This window comes from Subtercola vilae (assembly GCF_004923255.1).
Classification (GTDB): Bacteria; Actinomycetota; Actinomycetes; order Actinomycetales; family Microbacteriaceae; genus Subtercola; species Subtercola vilae.
Genome location: NZ_QYRT01000055.1, coordinates 1 through 17136 on the forward strand (window position 1 = coordinate 1; position 17136 = coordinate 17136).

13 protein-coding genes are annotated in these 17136 nt (G+C 69.1%); 8 read left to right on the forward strand and 5 right to left on the reverse strand.

Features of this window, described 5'->3' with window-relative positions; genetic code table 11:
• Positions 1–55 precede the first annotated feature (55 nt).
• Entirely contained in the window at positions 56–697 is a 642-nt protein-coding gene (pdxH, locus tag D4765_RS17410) for a pyridoxamine 5'-phosphate oxidase (RefSeq protein ID WP_136643585.1), read from the forward strand.
• A gap of 86 nt (positions 698–783) precedes the next feature.
• Here pdxH and D4765_RS17415 read toward each other — a convergent pair whose 3' ends face one another.
• A complete protein-coding gene (locus D4765_RS17415; protein ID WP_136643586.1) occupies positions 784–1251 on the reverse strand; it encodes an Lrp/AsnC family transcriptional regulator in 468 nt (155 codons plus the stop codon).
• Positions 1252–1490: 239 nt separating this feature from the next.
• Between D4765_RS17415 and D4765_RS17420 the strand changes: the two genes are divergently transcribed.
• Positions 1491–2276 carry a PP2C family protein-serine/threonine phosphatase gene (locus D4765_RS17420; protein WP_136643587.1) on the forward strand — a complete coding sequence of 262 codons (786 nt, stop codon included), beginning with the start codon at positions 1491–1493 and terminating at the stop codon, positions 2274–2276.
• A 78-nt stretch (positions 2277–2354) separates the two neighbouring features.
• Here D4765_RS17420 and D4765_RS17425 read toward each other — a convergent pair whose 3' ends face one another.
• Complete coding sequence (locus tag D4765_RS17425) at positions 2355–3509, reverse strand: asparaginase (RefSeq protein ID WP_161580488.1); 1155 nt, start codon at positions 3507–3509, stop codon at positions 2355–2357.
• Positions 3506–4894, reverse strand: a complete 1389-nt coding sequence (gene gabT, locus D4765_RS17430; RefSeq protein ID WP_136643589.1) for a 4-aminobutyrate--2-oxoglutarate transaminase — start codon at positions 4892–4894, stop codon at positions 3506–3508. The genes D4765_RS17425 and gabT overlap by 4 nt, the downstream gene beginning before the upstream one ends.
• 115 nt (positions 4895–5009) lie before the next feature.
• Here gabT and D4765_RS17435 point away from each other — a divergent pair, with 115 nt between their 5' ends.
• Positions 5010–5468 carry an OsmC family protein gene (locus tag D4765_RS17435; protein WP_136643590.1) on the forward strand — a complete coding sequence of 153 codons (459 nt, stop codon included), beginning with the start codon at positions 5010–5012 and terminating at the stop codon, positions 5466–5468.
• Positions 5469–5492: 24 nt separating this feature from the next.
• Here the strand turns inward: D4765_RS17435 and D4765_RS17440 are convergent, their stop codons facing one another.
• Both D4765_RS17440 and D4765_RS17445 read right to left on the reverse strand, forming a co-directional pair.
• Complete coding sequence (locus D4765_RS17440; RefSeq protein ID WP_136643591.1) at positions 5493–6836, reverse strand: M1 family metallopeptidase; 1344 nt, start codon at positions 6834–6836, stop codon at positions 5493–5495.
• Positions 6836–11080, reverse strand: a complete 4245-nt coding sequence (locus tag D4765_RS17445) for a Pls/PosA family non-ribosomal peptide synthetase (RefSeq protein ID WP_136643592.1) — start codon at positions 11078–11080, stop codon at positions 6836–6838. The genes D4765_RS17440 and D4765_RS17445 overlap by 1 nt, the downstream gene beginning before the upstream one ends.
• 218 nt (positions 11081–11298) lie before the next feature.
• Here D4765_RS17445 and D4765_RS17450 point away from each other — a divergent pair, with 218 nt between their 5' ends.
• From D4765_RS17450 to D4765_RS17470, 5 genes are all read left to right on the forward strand, one after another.
• A complete protein-coding gene (locus D4765_RS17450; protein ID WP_136643593.1) occupies positions 11299–12321 on the forward strand; it encodes an FKBP-type peptidyl-prolyl cis-trans isomerase in 1023 nt (340 codons plus the stop codon).
• A 34-nt stretch (positions 12322–12355) separates the two neighbouring features.
• On the forward strand, positions 12356–13441 hold the full coding sequence (gene dxr / locus D4765_RS17455) for a 1-deoxy-D-xylulose-5-phosphate reductoisomerase (protein ID WP_136643594.1): 1086 nt from the start codon (positions 12356–12358) through the stop codon (positions 13439–13441).
• A gap of 112 nt (positions 13442–13553) precedes the next feature.
• Positions 13554–14888: a M50 family metallopeptidase gene (locus D4765_RS17460; protein ID WP_136643595.1), complete on the forward strand. Its 1335-nt coding sequence runs from the start codon at positions 13554–13556 to the stop codon at positions 14886–14888.
• A 46-nt stretch (positions 14889–14934) separates the two neighbouring features.
• A complete protein-coding gene (locus tag D4765_RS17465; RefSeq protein ID WP_161580489.1) occupies positions 14935–16245 on the forward strand; it encodes a sensor histidine kinase in 1311 nt (436 codons plus the stop codon).
• Positions 16242–16904, forward strand: a complete 663-nt coding sequence (locus tag D4765_RS17470; RefSeq protein ID WP_136643597.1) for a response regulator transcription factor — start codon at positions 16242–16244, stop codon at positions 16902–16904. The genes D4765_RS17465 and D4765_RS17470 overlap by 4 nt, the downstream gene beginning before the upstream one ends.
• Positions 16905–17136 lie beyond the last annotated feature (232 nt).

Sequence of the window (17136 nt, forward strand, 5' to 3'; positions counted from 1 at the left end):
CCCCCCGATATTCCACCCACTGGCGCCCACCCCACCCCGGGCGTAGCGTGGCGCAATGAGCGATTCCCTCGAAACCCACCGCGACTACGGAGCCGAAGCGCTCAACGAGAGCGACCTCGACCCGAGCCCGACGGCGCAGCTTGCACGGTGGCTTGCCGAGGCCGAGCGGGCGGGCATCCGGGAGCCGAATGCCATGGTGCTGTCGACGGTCGACGCGGCGGGGCTGCCAGGGAGCCGCACTGTTCTACTGCGGGGTCTGGATGCTCGGGGCCTGACTTTCTTCACCAACTACCATTCGGCGAAGGGCCGTGCCCTCGCGGCGAATGCGGTGGCGTCAGTGCTGTTTCCGTGGTATTCGCTCGTGCGGCAGGCCATCGTGACGGGCACGGTCGCGCGGCTCACCGCCGCCGAAAGTGACGCGTACTTCGCTTCGAGGCCGCGAGGATCGCAGATTGCCGCCATCGCCAGCGAACAGTCGGCCCCGATTGGCTCGCGCGCCGAGCTCGAGGCGAGGGTGGCGCGCGTTGAGAGCGAGTACGAAGCGGAGGGGAGTGTTGAGCGACCCGAGGGGTGGGGCGGGTTCAGGATCGTGCCCACCAGAGTGGAGTTCTGGAAAGGCCGTACATCTCGCCTTCACGACCGGTTCGAGTACGCGCCCGGCGAGATTGGCTGGCAGATCACTCGGCTGCAGCCGTGAGCGGCACGGCATGGGCGAGGTGTGCGTGAGGGGTGGAGATCACGCGCTGAGGCGCTGAGGGGCGTAGCAGTGGCTGAAGACCCTACCTACCGCCCGGCCCGCCCGTGCGACTGCTTGCGCACAGCCAGGTACACGAACGTCTCGGTCGACTCGACGCCAGCGATGCTTCGCACATCGTCGTTCAGAACCGAGATAAGGGCCCCGTCGCTTTCGCAGATGACTTCGATCATGAGGTCGAACCGGCCTGCGGTGTGCGCGACGCTTGTGACGGAATTTAGAAGAGACAGCGCGTCGGCGATGGCGACAGTGTCACCCGAGCAGGCCAGGCCCACCAGCGCCTGACGTCGGAACCCGAGCTGTGCCGGGTCGGCGATGGCCACGATCTGCATGGCGCCGGAGTCGGTGAGCCGCTGAACGCGCTGGCGCACCGCCGCCTCGCTGAGACCTACTTCTTTGCCGAGGTCGGAGTAGGAGCGCCTCCCGTCGGCCTGCAGCAGCTCGACAATCGATCTCGAAGTGTCATCGAGTGACGTCGGGCTTGCTCTGTGGCTCATTTGTCGATTGTGTCAGCCGACGCTGCGCGCATCAACGGTTTGGGTGCGGATTCGGAGCTGAACTATGCTGCCCGACGTAAACCCGGCCTGTTGGGGGGTAGAGCGAGCGTGCAAGGCGAGAGAGAGTGCTGATCTGACCACTGTGTGACCACAGTGTGACCACAGTGAGGGTCGCAGGTCGTCTATGGTTGTCGAAAGGCTGATCACTCGAACGACAGCCGGTCAGAAAGAGACATCGCGTGACCCAGATCGGCGACAGCTCCGCGCGTATACGCGTCACCGGAGCCGGGGCAGAGGCGCCCACCTTCCTCGTTTCATGGTCGGCTCTCAGCGACCTCGGTAAAAAACGCAAGGTCAACGAAGACAGCGTGGTGGCTACGCCTCCCATCTTCGCCGTGGCTGACGGCATGGGCGGCCACGCCGCTGGTGACATTGCCAGCGCTGCGGTGGTGAACCGACTCGGAGCCGTGAGCGGTGAACCCTTCACGACCGGCGACGTGATCGACGAAGCGCTGCTGAGGGCGCTCGAAGACATCGACGTTGTGGGCGACGCGAACGAGCGGGGTACCGGCACCACCGTCACAGGGGTCGCGCTGACTCAGCTCGACGGTCACCCCACCTGGGCGATCTTCAACATCGGCGACTCCCGCGTGTACCTGTACGAGAGCGCTTCACTCGAACGCCTCACGATCGACCATTCGGTGGTGCAGGAGCTTGTCGACGCCGGCCTCATCACCGCCGAGCAGGCCGAAACGCACCCCGACAGCAACATCATCACGCGCGCGGTGGGCTTTCACGAGACGCCGGCGCCCGACTACTCGACTCTTGCCGTGGCGGCCGGCCAGCGCTTCCTGGTCTGCAGCGACGGGCTCACGAAAGAGCTCACCGACCACGGCATCGCGCACTACCTGGCCATCAGCGTGACGGCCGAAGACGCAGCGCGCTCGCTGGTTGAGGCGGCTCTCTCGAACGGTGGCCGCGACAACGTCACTGTGCTGGTGATCGACGTCGAGCTCGCCGAGTAGGGCTGCGCGTCGCGGCTGCCCGCTTGTCGCTCACAGCCGCTGGCTGCTCGCGGTCGAAATCCCGGTCGCAGAATGACCTTATGAGATGGCGGCGACCGGGACTGCGGCTCCGAGTCGGATGCTACCGACGGGGGAAGTGCCGCCATAAACGGTGAGGTCGAGGGCGGGCAGCAGGGCATCGACGGCGCGCTCGTCGAGGGCTCCGGCCTGCACGAGCAGCGTCAGCCCCACGAGGGTGGCTGCACGGAGGCTCCCGTCGAGCATTTTGATCGCCACGGTTGTGCCGGCGGTGGTGCCGGCGGGCGATTCGGTGGCGGGGGCGCCAGAACCCGCAGCGGGAGCGCCTGCAGCGGCACCCGAAGCAGCGGCACCATCAGCAGCAGACGCGTCGGGCAGCGGGGTTGCCGGCGTGGTTGACATGACCATCACGCCCTCGGCCCCGAGCTTCGAGAACACCGCGAGCGAGTCGATGCAGAGCGTGTTGGCGCGGCCCGGCCCGTCGATGGCCCAGCCGTTCGCGAGCACCGAGGCAGTCAGCACCGAGGCAGTCAGCACCGAGGCAGTCAGCACCGAGGCGGCGGGCACCGACTCGGCCGAGGCGCCCGTGATGCGCCCGATGCCGCGCGCGAGGCCGGTGAGCGAGATGGCGTGCACGGGGGCTCCGCAGCCGTCGGTGCCGGTGGCGGCGATGCGCTCACCGGTCAGCGACTCGATGGTCTCGACGATGCGCTGCTGCAGAGGGTGGTCGAGGTCGAGGTACGTGTCAATCGGCCATCCGTTCACCACGCAGGCGAGCAGCATGGCCGCGTGTTTGCCCGAACAGTTCATGTAGATGGATGCCCGGTGCTGGTGCCCGCGCACCAGTTCGTCGCGCGCAGCCGAGTCGCCCGGCCAATCGTCTGGACACTGCAGTGCGTCTGTCGTCAGCCCCGCCTTGGCCAGGATGCTCTCGACCACGGCCACATGCTCGGGAGTGGCGGCGTGGCTGGCCGTGGCCAGCACGGTCTGCACGGCGTTGAGTTCGACGCCGGAGTTCAGCACCGCCAGCGCCTGGAACGGCTTCAGGCACGAGCGCGGGAAGATGGGCGCGTCGGGGTTGCCGAGCGTGCGGACGACTTCGCCCGAAGGCGACACGACGACGGCCGAACCGATGTGGCGCGACTCGACGAATCCGCTGCGCTCGAGCACGGCGAGCTCGACCGCCTCGGTGGCGGCGAAGGTGCCGCCGCTCACTTCGCGGCCAGCTCGGCGAATCCGTCGTCGAGTACGGAGAGGGCGTCTTCGAGCAGAGCGTCGGTGATGGTGAGGCTCGGCAGGAAGCGCAGAACATTGCCGTACGTGCCCGCGGTGAGGATCAGCACGCCGTGCTGCGCCGCGTACGAAGCCAAGAAGGTCACCGCGTCGCCATTGGGCTCCTTGCTGGTGTAGCCGGTACCGGGCTGCACGAGTTCGATGGCGATCATGGCGCCGACCCCGCGCACGTCTCCGATGATGTCGTACTTCTTCTGCAGTTCGAGCAGGCCCGCAGACAGGGTCTGCTCGACCCGGGTGGCCTCGGCGAGAAGGCCCAGACGTTCGATCTCGCCGAACACGGCAACCGCCGCTGCGGCTGCGACGGGGTTGCCGCCGAAGGTTCCGCCGAGACCGCCCGGCAGGGCGGCATCCATGATCTCAGCACGGCCGGTGACGGCCGCGAGGGGGAGGCCGCCCGCGATGCCCTTGGCCGAGAGCACCATGTCGGGGATCAGCCCGAAATGGGTGCTGGCGAAGTACTCGCCGGTGCGGGCCATTCCGCTCTGGATCTCGTCGGCCACGAACACGATGCCGTTGTCGGTGCACCACTGCTGCAGCGCCGTGAGGTAGCCCTCCGCCGGCAGAACGAAGCCGCCCTCGCCCTGGATGGGCTCGACAACGAGGCAGGCGAGGTCGTACGCGCCGACCGTCTTCTCGAGGTAGCCGATGGTGCGGGCCGCCGCCTCGGCGCCGGTGAGGCCGTCGTGGTACGGGTACGAGTTGGGGGCGCGGTACACGTCGCCGGCGAACGGGCCGAAGCCGGTGGAGTAGGGCGCGGCCTTGAAGTTCATGGCCATCGTGAGGTTGGTGCGGCCGTGGTAGGCGTGCTCGAGCACGGCGACGCCGACCCGGCGCGTGTACTTGCGGGCGATCTTCACTGCGTTCTCGACCGCTTCGGCGCCCGAGTTGGCGAGCATGGTCTTCTTGGCGAAATCACCGGGGGTGTGTTCGGCGAGCAGCTCGGCGACGCGCACGTACTCTTCGTAGGGCGTGACGGTGAACAGGGTGTGGGTGACGTCGTTGAGCTGCTGAGTGGCCGCTTCGACGACGCCCGACTGGGTGTGGCCCACGGTGGTGACGCCGATTCCGGCACCGAGGTCGATGAACTGGTTGCCGTCGACGTCGACCAGGATGGCGCCGTGCGCGCGGGCGATGTAGACGGGCAGAACGGAGGACACGCCCACCGGCACCACGGCGAGGCGTCGTGCGTGCAGGGCGTCAGACTTCGGGCCGGGAATCGCGGTGACGATTCTGCGCTGCTGTGCGACAGAGGCAGCGGGGCCAGCGGAGACAGAGGAGACGGGGGTGCCGATGGTGTCAGTCATAGTGCTCAAGATTACCGGCTCGCGCCCGGCCCGGCTGGGAGCGCACCGTGCAGCTTTGCTTCACCCTCGTTGTACCGACGGTTGCCGACGCGGGAATAGCACCTAGGCTGGGGCCGTGAATGAGCACCACTACGCCGTGAGCGTCGAATGGCAGGGCAACCGCGGCACAGGCACGAGCGGGTACCGCGACTACGGTCGGCAGGGCGTGATCCGTGCCGAGGGCAAGGTGGAGCTTCCGGCGTCGGCTGACCGCACGTTCCACGGCGACCGCGATCGGTGGAACCCCGAAGAGCTGTTGGTGGCCGCGCTTGCCGAATGCCACATGTTGTCGTACCTGCACGTGGCGGTGCAGCACGGCGTGGTGGTGACCGCGTACGAAGATGCCGCCGTGGGCACGATGGCGCAGGCGGGCCAGGGCGGTCACTTCACTTCGGTGACGCTCCGCCCGGTGGTGACACTGGATGATCCTAGCCAGGTCGAGCTGGCGAACTCGTTGCACCACGAAGCCAGCGCGGTGTGTTTCATCGCCCAGTCGGTGAACTTCCCGGTGCTCCACGAGCCGACCGCTCGCTGAGGCACGCAGGCCAGCCGCCAGCACTCAGCCGCGCGGCAGTTTCGGCAGCGCCGACTGGTCGAGCCATGCCGCGAAGAGCGCCCGAACCGGCACCGATGCGTGCGACTCGACGAGGGTGATGAACTCCGGGGTCGAGACCGAGCCGTGCCGATACGTCGCCGCCCAGTGCCGCAGGATTGCGAAGAACGTGTCGTCGCCGAGGGTTCGGCGCAGCGCATGCAGCGTGAGGGCGCCCCGTTTGTAGAGGCGGTCGTCGAACATCCGCGCCGCCCCCGGATCGCCGACGGTGATGTCTTTGGGCAACCGGTTCACCTTCGACCAGTGCGAAGCGGCGCACTGGTCGGCCGTCAGCGAGCCCGACTCTTCGCTCCACAGCCACTCGGCGTAGCAGGCGAACCCTTCGTGCAGCCAGATGTCCTTCCAGTGCGACACGGTGAGGCTGTTGCCGAACCACTGGTGCGAGAGCTCATGGGCGATGAGGCGTTCTGAGCCGCCGAGACCGTCGATGTGGTTTCGGCCGAACACCGCGAGGCCCTGGGCCTCGAGCGGAATCTCGAGCTCGTCGTCGGTGACCACGGCCACGTAGTCGGTGAACGGGTACGGCCCGAAGAGGCGCTCGAACAGCTCCATCATGCGCTGCTGCGGCTCGAAGTCGGCCAGGGCGTTGGGGCGCAGGTCTTCGGGCACGAGCACGTACTGCGGCACGCCGCTCTGCGAGATGCCCATGGTCTCGTAGAGCCCGATCTGTACGGTGGCGAGGTAGCTGGCCATGGGCTCGGTCTGCTGAAACTCCCACCGGGTTCTGCTCGCGCGCTGCGACCGTTTCACGAGCTCGCCATTGCAGAGCACGCGGTAGGCCGACTCGACCGAGAAGACGATGCTGTAACTGGCCTTGTTCGATGGATGATCGTTGCAGGGAAACCACGACGGAGCCCCGCTCGGCTGGCCGGCCACAATCACCCCGTCGGTGAGTTCTTCCCAGCCCACCTCGCCCCACTGGCTCTGCACCGGCTTGGGCTGGCCGCCGTAGCGCACCACGACGGTGAACTCGTCGCCGCTGTTGATCGGGCTGGCCGGAGTGATGACGAGTTTGCGCGCGGTCTGGGTGAGCTGGGTGGAGCGCGTACCGTCGACGCTCACCTTGCTCGCCACGAGGCCGGCGAAATCGAGGCTGAACCTGCTGAGCCGGTGGGTGGCGCGGGCGGTGATGGTGGCCGTGGCAGCGAGGCGGTTGCTCGACACCCGGTAGTCGCAGTCGAGGTCGTAGTGCAGCACGGTGTAGCCGCCATTGCCGCTGGTGGGCAGGTAGGGGTCGCCGTGCGAGCGGGCGCCTTCCGAGGCGAGCGCGGTAGAGGTGCTGCGCGGCATCAGGGGCGCCCGCCAGTTCGAGTGCCAGTTCCAGTGCCAGCAGCAGCCTCGGCCCCAGCGGCCCACGGTGCGATGGGGTTGCCCACCCAGCGCGAGCGGGCCGGAACGTGCTCGCCGCGCATCACGAGCGACGCAGGCCCCACGGTGGCGTCGGCCCCGATCGAGGCGGCCGGCAGAATCACGCCGTGCGGCCCGAGCGTGGCGCCGTCGGCGAGTTCGACCCCGTCGAGGCTCATCACCCGGTCGTGAAAGAGGTGTGTCTGCACCACGCAGCCCCGGTTCACCGTCGCCCCGGCGCCGATCGAGACGAGGTCGGCTTCGGGCAGCCAGTAAGTGTCGACCCAGGCGCCCCGCCCGATCGTCGTGCCGAGTGAGCGCAGCCACCACACGAGAGCGGGCGTGCCAGAAGCAGCGTTCGCGAACCACGGAGCAGCAACCATCTCCACAAAGGTATCCGACACTTCGTTCCGCCAGACGAACGACGACCAGAGGGGATGCTCCGAACGTACAATGCGCCCCACCAGCGCCCACTTGGCAGCCGTCGTCACGAGCGCTGCCACCGCGCCGCCCGCCAGCATCACCGCGCCACTGAGTACGATCGCCCAGCCGAGGCCGAACGTGCCGAGCAGCCATTCCAGCAGCACCGCGATACCGAGCCCGATGCCCACGCTGATCATGACGGGCACGATGCGCCCCAGTTCCCAGAGAGCGCGGGCGAGCCGCAGCCGCGTCGAAGGGCGAAACGTGCGGCCCTCGTCGAACTCGGTGACCTGCCGGCGCAGCCGCACGGGCGGGTTGCCGAGCCACGACGAACCGCTCTTCGCCTTTCGCGGCGTCGCCGAGAGCACCGCGACGAGCCCGTTGCGCGGAACACTCCGCCCCGGCGCCGTGAGCGCGCTGTTGCCGAGAAACGCGCGCGAGCCGATGGTGGCCTGATCGATGCGCAGCCAGCCGCCGCCGAGCTCGTACGAGGCCACCATAGTGTCGTCGGCGAGAAAAGCAGAGTCGCCGATCGTGGTCATGCGAGGCAGGAGCAAGACCGTCGAGGCTTCGACGTTCGAGCCGACGGTGGCCCCGAGCATCCGGAGCCAGACGGGGGTGAACAGGCTCGCGTAGAAGGGAAAAAGAATGGTTCGCGCGGCATCGAGCAGGCGTTCGGTGGCCCAGACCTGCCAGCCGATGCGGCTGCGCACGGGGTAGTGGCCGGGGCGGAGACCGATGCCGAGCAGACGGGTGGCGATCACGGTGAGGCCGGCGTAGACGATTCCGGCCGCGATAGTGGCGAGCGGAATGGCCGCGAGCACGCGGAGGGCTGCCTCGCCGAGAGACGGCAGGCTGAGGGCACCGGATGCTCGACCCAGCGCGCTCGCGACAGAGGTTGTGAGCGATTCGATCACCGGGGTCTGGCTGCCGGCCCCCGGCAGAACGCTGCCGAGCCCGCCGAGCGAACCCGCATCGAGGCTCAGACCGAGAAACGCGCCCGCGACGACCGCGCCGACGAGTACGGCCAGCACGGGTAGCAGCGACAGGGCCACCGATCCGGCAGCGAACGCAACGAGCCAGCGGGCGTTGCGGGGTGGCCGGTGATCGGGCCAGCCGGGGTGCGCTTTGCCGAGGCGCTGGGCGGGGGAGCCGGCCCACAACTGGCCGGAGGGCACTCGGCCCGCGACCGCTGAGCCCGGGGCGATCTCTGCTCGGCGACCCACCCGGGCGTTCGGTAGAAGAGTGCTGCGGGCCCCGACAGTCGCATCTGCGCCGATCTGGATGCTGCCGAGGTGCAGCGTGTCGCCGTCGATCCAGTAGCCGGCGAGGTCGACCTCGGGCTCGATCGAAGCTCGTGCGCCGATTTTCAGCATTCCGGTGATGGGTGGCAGGGTGTGCAGGTCGACGCCGGGGCCGATCTTTGCGCCGAGCGCGCGGGCGTAGGTGAGGATCCACGGGGCGCCGGCGAGGTTTGTGGCGCCCACCAGGAGGGCGATCTGTTCGGCGAGCCAGAGTCGCAGGTGAACGCGACCGCCGCGCGGGTAGTCGCCCGGCTTCACGCCGGCCAGCAGGGCGCGGGCACTGAGCACCGAGAGCGCCATGCGCCCGAACGGGGTGATGAGGAGCACGAAGCCCGCAACAACCCACCACCATGAGATCGTGGGCGCCCAGGTGAACACCCCGAAGGCCGACAGAACATTGTTGGCGGCCAAGACGTAGACGAGCCAGCGCAGCCCCACGATGACATGTAAGGGGATGCCAAGCAGAGTCTGCACGAACTGGGTCGATGGCGGGGTGGGAGCGACCTGTTCGCGGCTGGCGCGGGCGACGGGGGCGCGGGCGTCGAGTTCGGCGGCGAGGGCGCCGATGCGCGGGTGGTCGTAGATGTCGGCGACGGTGGCCTCTGCGAAGCGGGCGCGAATCGCCGACACCAGCTGGGCGGCGGTGAGGCTGCCGCCGCCGAAGGCGAAGAAGTCGTCATCGAGGCTGGTCACCGGAGCACCGAGGATGCCCGACCAGAGCTCGGCGAGCCACGCTGCCGTGGGGGAGAAGGCGGGTAGCTGCCCTGCGGTGCCGGTGCCCGTCCTCGTGCGGGCGTCGGCGCGGGCGCCCGCACCTCGTGCGCCGCCTGCGCCTGTGCCTGCGCCGGTGCTCGACCCGGAGCCCGCAGCCGCCCCTCTGCCGGCGGTCGGGAGTGGCCAGGGGAGCGCCGCCCTGTCTACCTTGCCGGAGGTGCGCGTGGGAAGGGTGTCGACCACGTGCAGGAGGGGGATGAGGGCGGCGGGAAGGGTTTCGCGAAGCAGCGCGCTCGCGGCGGCGAGGCTGAAGGGCCGGGCATCCGGAGCCTCCGCGCTCGCGGACACCGGGGCCGCAGCGGCATCGGCCAGCGCGAGGTACCCCACGAGAACCTGGTTGCCGGCCGTGGTCTGCTGCACAACGGCAGCGGCCCCCGCGACCCCGGGTAGCGCCTGCAGTGCGGCCTCCACCTCGCCCAGCTCGATGCGGCGCCCGCCGAGCTTGACCTGGTCGTCGGCGCGGCCCTGAAACACGAGGCCGGCGCGGTCGAACAGCACCAGGTCGCCGCTGCGGTAGGCGCGTGCCCAGCCGAGCGTGGGCATGGCGGCATACTTCTCGGCGTCTTTCGCCGGGTCAAGGTAGCGCGCGAGGCCCACCCCGCCGATGATGAGCTCGCCCACTTCGCCGTCGGCCACCGGATGCCCGTTGCTGTCGACGACCGCCAGATCCCAGCCGTCCAGCGGCAGCCCGATGCGCACCGGAGCCTCGCCCGTCAGGAGGGCGCCGCACGCCACCACGGTCGCCTCGGTGGGGCCGTACGTGTTCCACACCTCGCGGCCGTCGATGGCGAGCCGGGCGGCGAGCTCGGGCGGGCACGCCTCGCCGCCGAAGATGAGCAGGCGCACCAGTTCGAGCGACTCGGGCGGCCACAGCGCCGCGAGGGTCGGAACCGTCGAAACGATCGTGATGCCGTGCGCGATGAGCCACGGGCCGAGGTCTACGCCCGAGCGCACGAGTGAGCGCGGTGCCGGCACCAGGCAGGCACCGTGCCCCCACGCGAGCCACATCTCTTCGCACGAGGCGTCGAACGCCACGCTGAGCCCGGCGAGCACACGGTCGCCCGGCCCGAGGGGTTCGGCCTGCAGAAACAGTCGCGCTTCAGCGTCGACGAAGGCGGCGGCCGAGCGGTGCGTGACCGCGACGCCCTTCGGGGTGCCGGTCGAGCCGCTGGTGAAGATGATCCACGCGTCGTCGTCTGTCGTGGGCCCGCCGACGACCGGCAGAGTGCCCGTGGGCGAGCCAAGGGTGGGGGTGGCAATTCCAGCGTCAGCCGTGCCGGTGCCCGGCCGCAGCGCAATCTCGCCGGCCGCCCCGATCACACCCACCACGGCCGCCTCGCCGAACACCAGCGCGGCCCGCTCGTCGGGGTCGTCAGCGTCGACGGGAACGTATGCGGCGCCCACCGCGAGCGTCGCGAGAATCGCGATGTAGAGGGTACGGGTGCCCGACGGCACCCTGATTCCGACCCGGTCGCCGCGCCGCACGCCCGCTTCGGCGAGCCTGGCCGCAGCCCGGTTGATCTCGGCGAGCAGCTCGCGGTAGCTGAGCGTTCCGCCCGCGTCGGCCAACGCGGGCGCCTGCGGATTCGCCCTGGCACTCGCCTGAAGCACATCGATCAGGGTGCGGGGTTCTGGCGCGCGCTCACCGGCAAGAAGAAGGCCGGGGGCTGTCGTGGCGAGGGTCATGCCGGTCATCCTGTTCTGGGTCGCACATCGGGGCGAAGTGCTCAGAGTGTAGTGAGGCAGGGCGAAGCCGAGGTGAACGAGCGCCAGTCTAGGCGGCAGCCGGTTCCGGATGCCCGCCCCGCGCCGCCCGTGCCGAGCATGCCCGGCACAGCACCCACTCACCGTCGTACGGCAGACTGGCATCCGTAGATCGACGTCACTCGACCAGCTGAGGATCAATGCGCACCATCGCCACCTTCTCCGTGACCGCCGCAGCGGCCGTAGCCGCCCTTCTCGTGCTCGCGGGGTGCAGCGGCTCGTCGGCCCCCACACCCGCCCCCACGGTCGCGTGCTCGCTCACCGCACCCGGCGCGGCCTCCGCCGCCGTGACGGTGACCGGCGAACCCGACCAGCACCCCACGGCAACGTTCACCGCGCCGCTCACCACCGACATCACCGAGCGCACGGTGCTCACGACCGGCAGCGGCGCCGTCGCCGGAACCGGCATGGTCGCCACCGTCGACTTCACCCTCTTCAACGCCACCTCGGGCGCTGAGCTGTTCACCACCCTCAAGGAGGGCGGCGCCCCGCTGCCCATCACTGTCGATGAGTCGCAGTTTCTGCCGGGGCTCGTGAAGGCCGTTTCGTGCTCCACGGTCGGGTCGCGCGTGGTCGCGGTCGTGCCGCCGGGTGACGCGTATGGCGCGGCAGGAAACACCGACCTCGGCGTCGGCGCAACCGACTCGCTCGTCTTCGTCGTCGATGTGAAGAGCGTCGCTCCGGCACCCACCGCAACTCCTTCGGCCACGCTCGATCCGAACCTGCCCACGCAGGCGACCGGTGCCGCGCAGCCCGCCCCCGCCGGGTTTCCCGCAGTGACACTGGCCGCGAACGGCACCCCGGCCATCAGCATCCCGGCGGCCGACCCGCCCACCACCCTGCAGATCGCCGACCTCAAGAAGGGCACCGGCCAGACGGTCGCCACCGGCGACAGCGTGACGGTTCAGTACCAGGGCGTCATCTGGCGCACGGGCGCCGTGTTCGACCAGAGCTGGGGCAGCAAGCCGGCGACGTTCGCCACCACCCAGGTCATCCCGGGGTTCTCGGCCGCTCTCGTGGGCCAGGCCGTGGGCTCGCAGGTCATCGCCGTGATCCCGCCCGACCAGGGCTATGGCGTCGCGGGCCAGACCGCGGCGGGCATCCAGGGCACCGACACCCTCGTGTTCGTGGTCGACATTCTCGCCACGACACCGGCGCAGTGACCCCGTCGACGACGTCGGTGCCACAATGACAGGTATGCGACGCGTCATCATTCTCGGCTCAACCGGTTCGATCGGGGTGCAGGCGCTCGACGTCATTCGCGCCAACCCTGAGAGGTTCGACGTGGTGGGCCTGGCCGCTGGTACGAACCGTGCGGCGATGGATGCCCAGGCCGCCGAATTCGGCGTCACCGACGTCGCCCTCGGTGCGGTCGATGCCGAGCAGCTCGTACGAAGCGTCGATGCCGACGTCGTTCTGAACGGAATCACCGGTTCCGTCGGACTCGGCCCCACCCTGGCCGCCCTCGAGACCGGCCGCACCCTCGCCCTCGCGAACAAAGAGAGCCTCATTGTCGGCGGCGAGCTCGTGAAGGGCATCGCGGCGCCGGGGCAACTCGTTCCGGTGGATTCCGAGCACTCGGCCATCGCACAGGCTCTCCGCTCGGGCACCGCCGACGAGGTCGAACGCCTCGTGCTCACTGCATCGGGCGGGCCGTTTCGCGGCCGCAGCCGGGCGTCACTCATGAACGTGACCCCCCGCGAAGCGCTCAACCACCCCACGTGGGATATGGGGCTGGTGGTGACCACGAACTCGGCAACCCTGGTGAACAAGGGGCTCGAGATCATCGAGGCGCACCTGCTGTTCGACGTACCGTACGCGCGCATCGCGGTGACCGTGCATCCGCAGTCGGTCATTCACTCGATGGTCGAGTTCATCGACGGCTCGACGCTGGCGCAGGCGTCGCCGCCCGACATGCGGCTGCCCATCTCGCTCGGGCTCGACTGGCCGAACCGGGTTGCCGGCGTCGGCGCGCCCCTCGACTGGGGCCAGGCGCACACCTGGAGCTTCGAGCCGCTCGACAACGAGGCATTTCCGGCCGTCGAACTCGCCAAGCAGGTCGGCCGTGCCGGGGGAACCTACCCCGCGGTCTTCAACGCGGCGAACGAGCAGGCCGTCGCCGCGTTCCATGCCGGTCGCATCGGTTTTCTCGACATCGTCGAGACGATCGACAGGGTCGTGCAGCTGCACGAGCCGCACGAGGGTGCTCTCACCCGCGAGGCGCTGTTCGAGGCCGAACTCTGGGCTCGTCGCGAGGCCGACCGCATGATCGCCGCCGCCTAGCTGTACTGCCCGGTGGCCCGGCGCGCGCTCCTCAGCCCGTTGCGGGCAAACGTCAGGCTCGTGCCCAGCCCGCGCTCAGGGCCCAGCCGAATCGTGGCGGTAACGTGTGCACGTGGAAAACGTGTTGCTCTATGTCGTCGGCGTTGTCATCATCGCGCTCGGTCTGGCGATCTCCATCGCCCTCCACGAGGTGGGGCACCTCATTCCCGCCAAGCTCTTCGGGGTGAAGGTGACGCAGTACATGGTCGGCTTCGGGCCGACCGTCTTTTCGCGCCGGCGAGGTGAGACCGAGTACGGGTTCAAGCTGATTCCGTTCGGCGGCTACATTTCGATGATCGGCATGTTCCCACCCCAGAAAGCGGGCGGCAAGGCCAGGCGCGCCACCACGGGCTTCTTCAACACGCTGATTCAAGACGCGAGAAAGGCGAGCCTCGACACCGTCGGCGACGACGATTCGCGCTCGTTCTACCGGCTGCCGGTCTACAAACGCCTCATCATCATGCTGGGGGGCCCCACCATGAACCTGCTGCTCGGCATTCTGTTCTTCGGCATCGTGCTCTGCGGGTTCGGTATTGCCGGCCCGAGCACCACCATCGGCAGCGTCAGCTCGTGTGTGCTGCCCGCGAGCAGCACCCGCCAGACCTGCGAGACGGGCGACCCGGTGTCACCCGGCGCCGCCGCGGGCATCCTGCCGGGCGACCGTATCGAGACCATCAATGGCACCGCGATCTCGACGTGGGATGACGCCACCTCGATCATTCGTACCTCGTCGAACGTGCCTCTCACCGTTGTCGTCAACCGCGGCGGCACCGATACCACGCTCACCATCACACCACTGCTCACCCAGCGCGACGCCACCGAGGTCGTGAACGGCCAGTCGGTCGTCAAGACCGATTCGACGGGCGCCGCGGTCACCGAGAACGTGGGTTTCGTGGGCATCGGCTACGCCACCCAGCTTGTACCCCAGCCGGTGACGGCCGTGCTGCCCTTCGTCGGCACCAACGTGGTGGGCGTTGCGAACACCATCATCAACCTGCCCGCCCGTCTCGTGGGCGTGGCCGACGCCGCGTTCGGCGGCGGCACGCGCGACGTCAACGGGCCCATCAGCGTGGTGGGTGTCGGCCGGGTCGCCGGCGAGATCGCCACCATCGACATTCCGCTGGCGAGCAAGGTGGCCACGCTCATCGGGCTTCTCGGCTCGGTGAACATCGGCCTGTTCGTCATCAACCTGGTGCCGCTCATGCCGCTCGACGGCGGCCACATCGCCGGGGCTCTCTGGGAGGGCCTGCGCCGCCGCGTGGCGAAACTGTTCAAGCGCCGCGACCCCGGTCCTGTCGACACCGCCAAGCTCATGCCGCTCACCTTCGTGGTGGTGATCTTTCTCGGCGGCGTGAGCGCCCTGCTCGTCTACGCCGACATCGTGAACCCCGTCAACCTGTTCGGCTAGCGCCCGCCGGATGCCGCACGCGGCCCCCCTCGATACGATCGGTACTATGGCACGCACCAACCCGCAGCGCGGCGCACCAGGCGGAGCCGAGTTCGACCGACAGGCATCGCGCTTCGGCGGCCACGCTGGGCCGCCGACCCTGCTCTTCGTGCTGCTGCCGGTGTTCTTCTCTTTTCTGGTGCAGGTACCGGTCGCCGTGCTCTCGGGCGTTCACCGGCACGACCCGCTCGGGCTCCTCACCCTCGTTCTCGCACTGATCGGGCCTGGCGCGCTACTGTTCGCCCGCCGATTTCCTGGCCCTGTGGTGGCGATCGTCGCCGCTGCGGCCTGCGCCGACCTCCTGCTGCCCTCCGCCTCCGGCGCGCCCTACGTGGCCGTCGGCTTCGCCGTGATCTCGGCGATTGCGCGCGGTGCGCGGCTGTGGGCGTTCCTTGCCGTGACGGCCGGGTGGCTGATCGCGTTCGGCGGTTCGCTGGTGTTCTCGATCGACTGGAACCCGGGCCGCGTCGTGGTCACCACGATCGGGCTCGTGGTTGCGATGGTGATCGGCGAGGGCATCCGAACCCGACGCCAACGCGTGCTCGAGTTTCAGCTCGCGATGCGGCGGCGGCGCGAAGACACGGCCCAGGCAGAGCGCGTGCGTATTGCGAGGGAGTTGCACGACGTGCTGGCTCACTCGCTCTCGCAGATCAACGTGCAGGCCGGGGTGGGGCTGCACCTCATCGACGAGCATCCGGAGAAGGCGGCCGAGGCGCTGGCCAATATCAAACTGACCAGCAAGACTGCGCTCGACGAGGTGCGCGGGGTGCTCGGTTTTCTCCGCTCAGAGCGTGATGCACCGCTGCTGCCGAGCGCCGACCTGGCGCGGCTCGAGTCGCTTGTCGCGGGGGCATCGACCGAAGCCCTGCGGGTGCGGCTCGACAACCGCATCACCAGCGCGCCATCGGCCGGGGTGCAGCTCGCGCTGTTCCGCATCGCGCAAGAGAGCCTCACCAACGCCACGCGGCATTCCGGGGCATCGGAGGTTGCCGTGACTGTGGCAGAGACGGCCGGTTTCTACTCTGTGACCATCGAAGACAACGGGGTTGCGGCCCCTGCTGGGGCGTCGACGACGACGCTCGAGAGTGCGCTGGGCAACGGCATCCGCGGCATGCGTGAGCGCGCCGAGCTGCTGGGCGGCACGTTCGAGGTGGGGCCGGTCGATGCGGCGGGGTCTGCGAGTTCGTCAGATTCGTTCGATTCGTCTGATTCGGCGGCTGCGGCGGGTGCGCCTCTGCACGCCGCAGCGGGCGGGCTGGCGGGGCCGGTGGGGTTTCGAGTGCGGGCCATTCTCCCCAAGCAGGGGAGTGGCCGGTGATCAGGGTCGTCGTCGCCGACGACCAGCAACTCATCCGGGCCGGTTTCAGCGCGCTGCTTCAGAACGAGGCCGACATCGACGTCGTGGGGCAGGCCGCCACGGGCACTGAGGTGGTCGAGGCGGTGACGCGGCTTCGGCCCGATGTGGTTCTGATGGACATCCGGATGCCCGCCGGCGACGGCCTCTGGGCGACAGAGCAGATCGTGGCCGACCCTGCCCTGGCCGAGACGCACATCATCATCGTCACGACATTCGAGCTCGACGAGTATGTCGGGCGGGCCATTCGCGCCGGTGCCAGCGGATTCCTCGTGAAAGACACCGAGCCCGTCGAACTCATCCGCGCGGTGCGGGTGGTGGCGGCGGGGGATGCGCTGCTGTCGCCGAGCGTGACGCGCCGGCTGCTCGAGCGGGTCGCGGCGGGGCTCAGAGACGGCTCACAGGTGCCGCAGCTCGACTCGCTCACCGATCGCGAACGCGAAGTGCTGGCGCTGGTCGGCGAGGGGCTCACGAACGCCGAGATCGCCGGGCGACTGTTTCTCAGCCCGCTCACGGTGAAGACGCACGTCTCCCGAACGATGTCGAAGCTCGCCGCACGCGACCGGGCGCAGCTGGTGGTGGCCGCATACGAGGCCGGGCTCGTGCGGCCGGGGTGGCGCTGAGCGGGTTTGTGGGCTGGCTGGCGATCGTGCTCCCGGGGGAGTAGTCGGGTCGCGCCCGGTGGCGGATGTGCGGTGGCCGGTATCGGCGGAGTCTTGACTCAGCGGCCCAGTTCGGGCCCTGACGAAAGGACACGACGGTGCTGACGACGGCAGTGGCGAACACAATGACGACGGCCTTTACAACGGTTACGACTGATCTGGGCCGGTGGGGTGGGCCCGGGTGGGGTGGGCC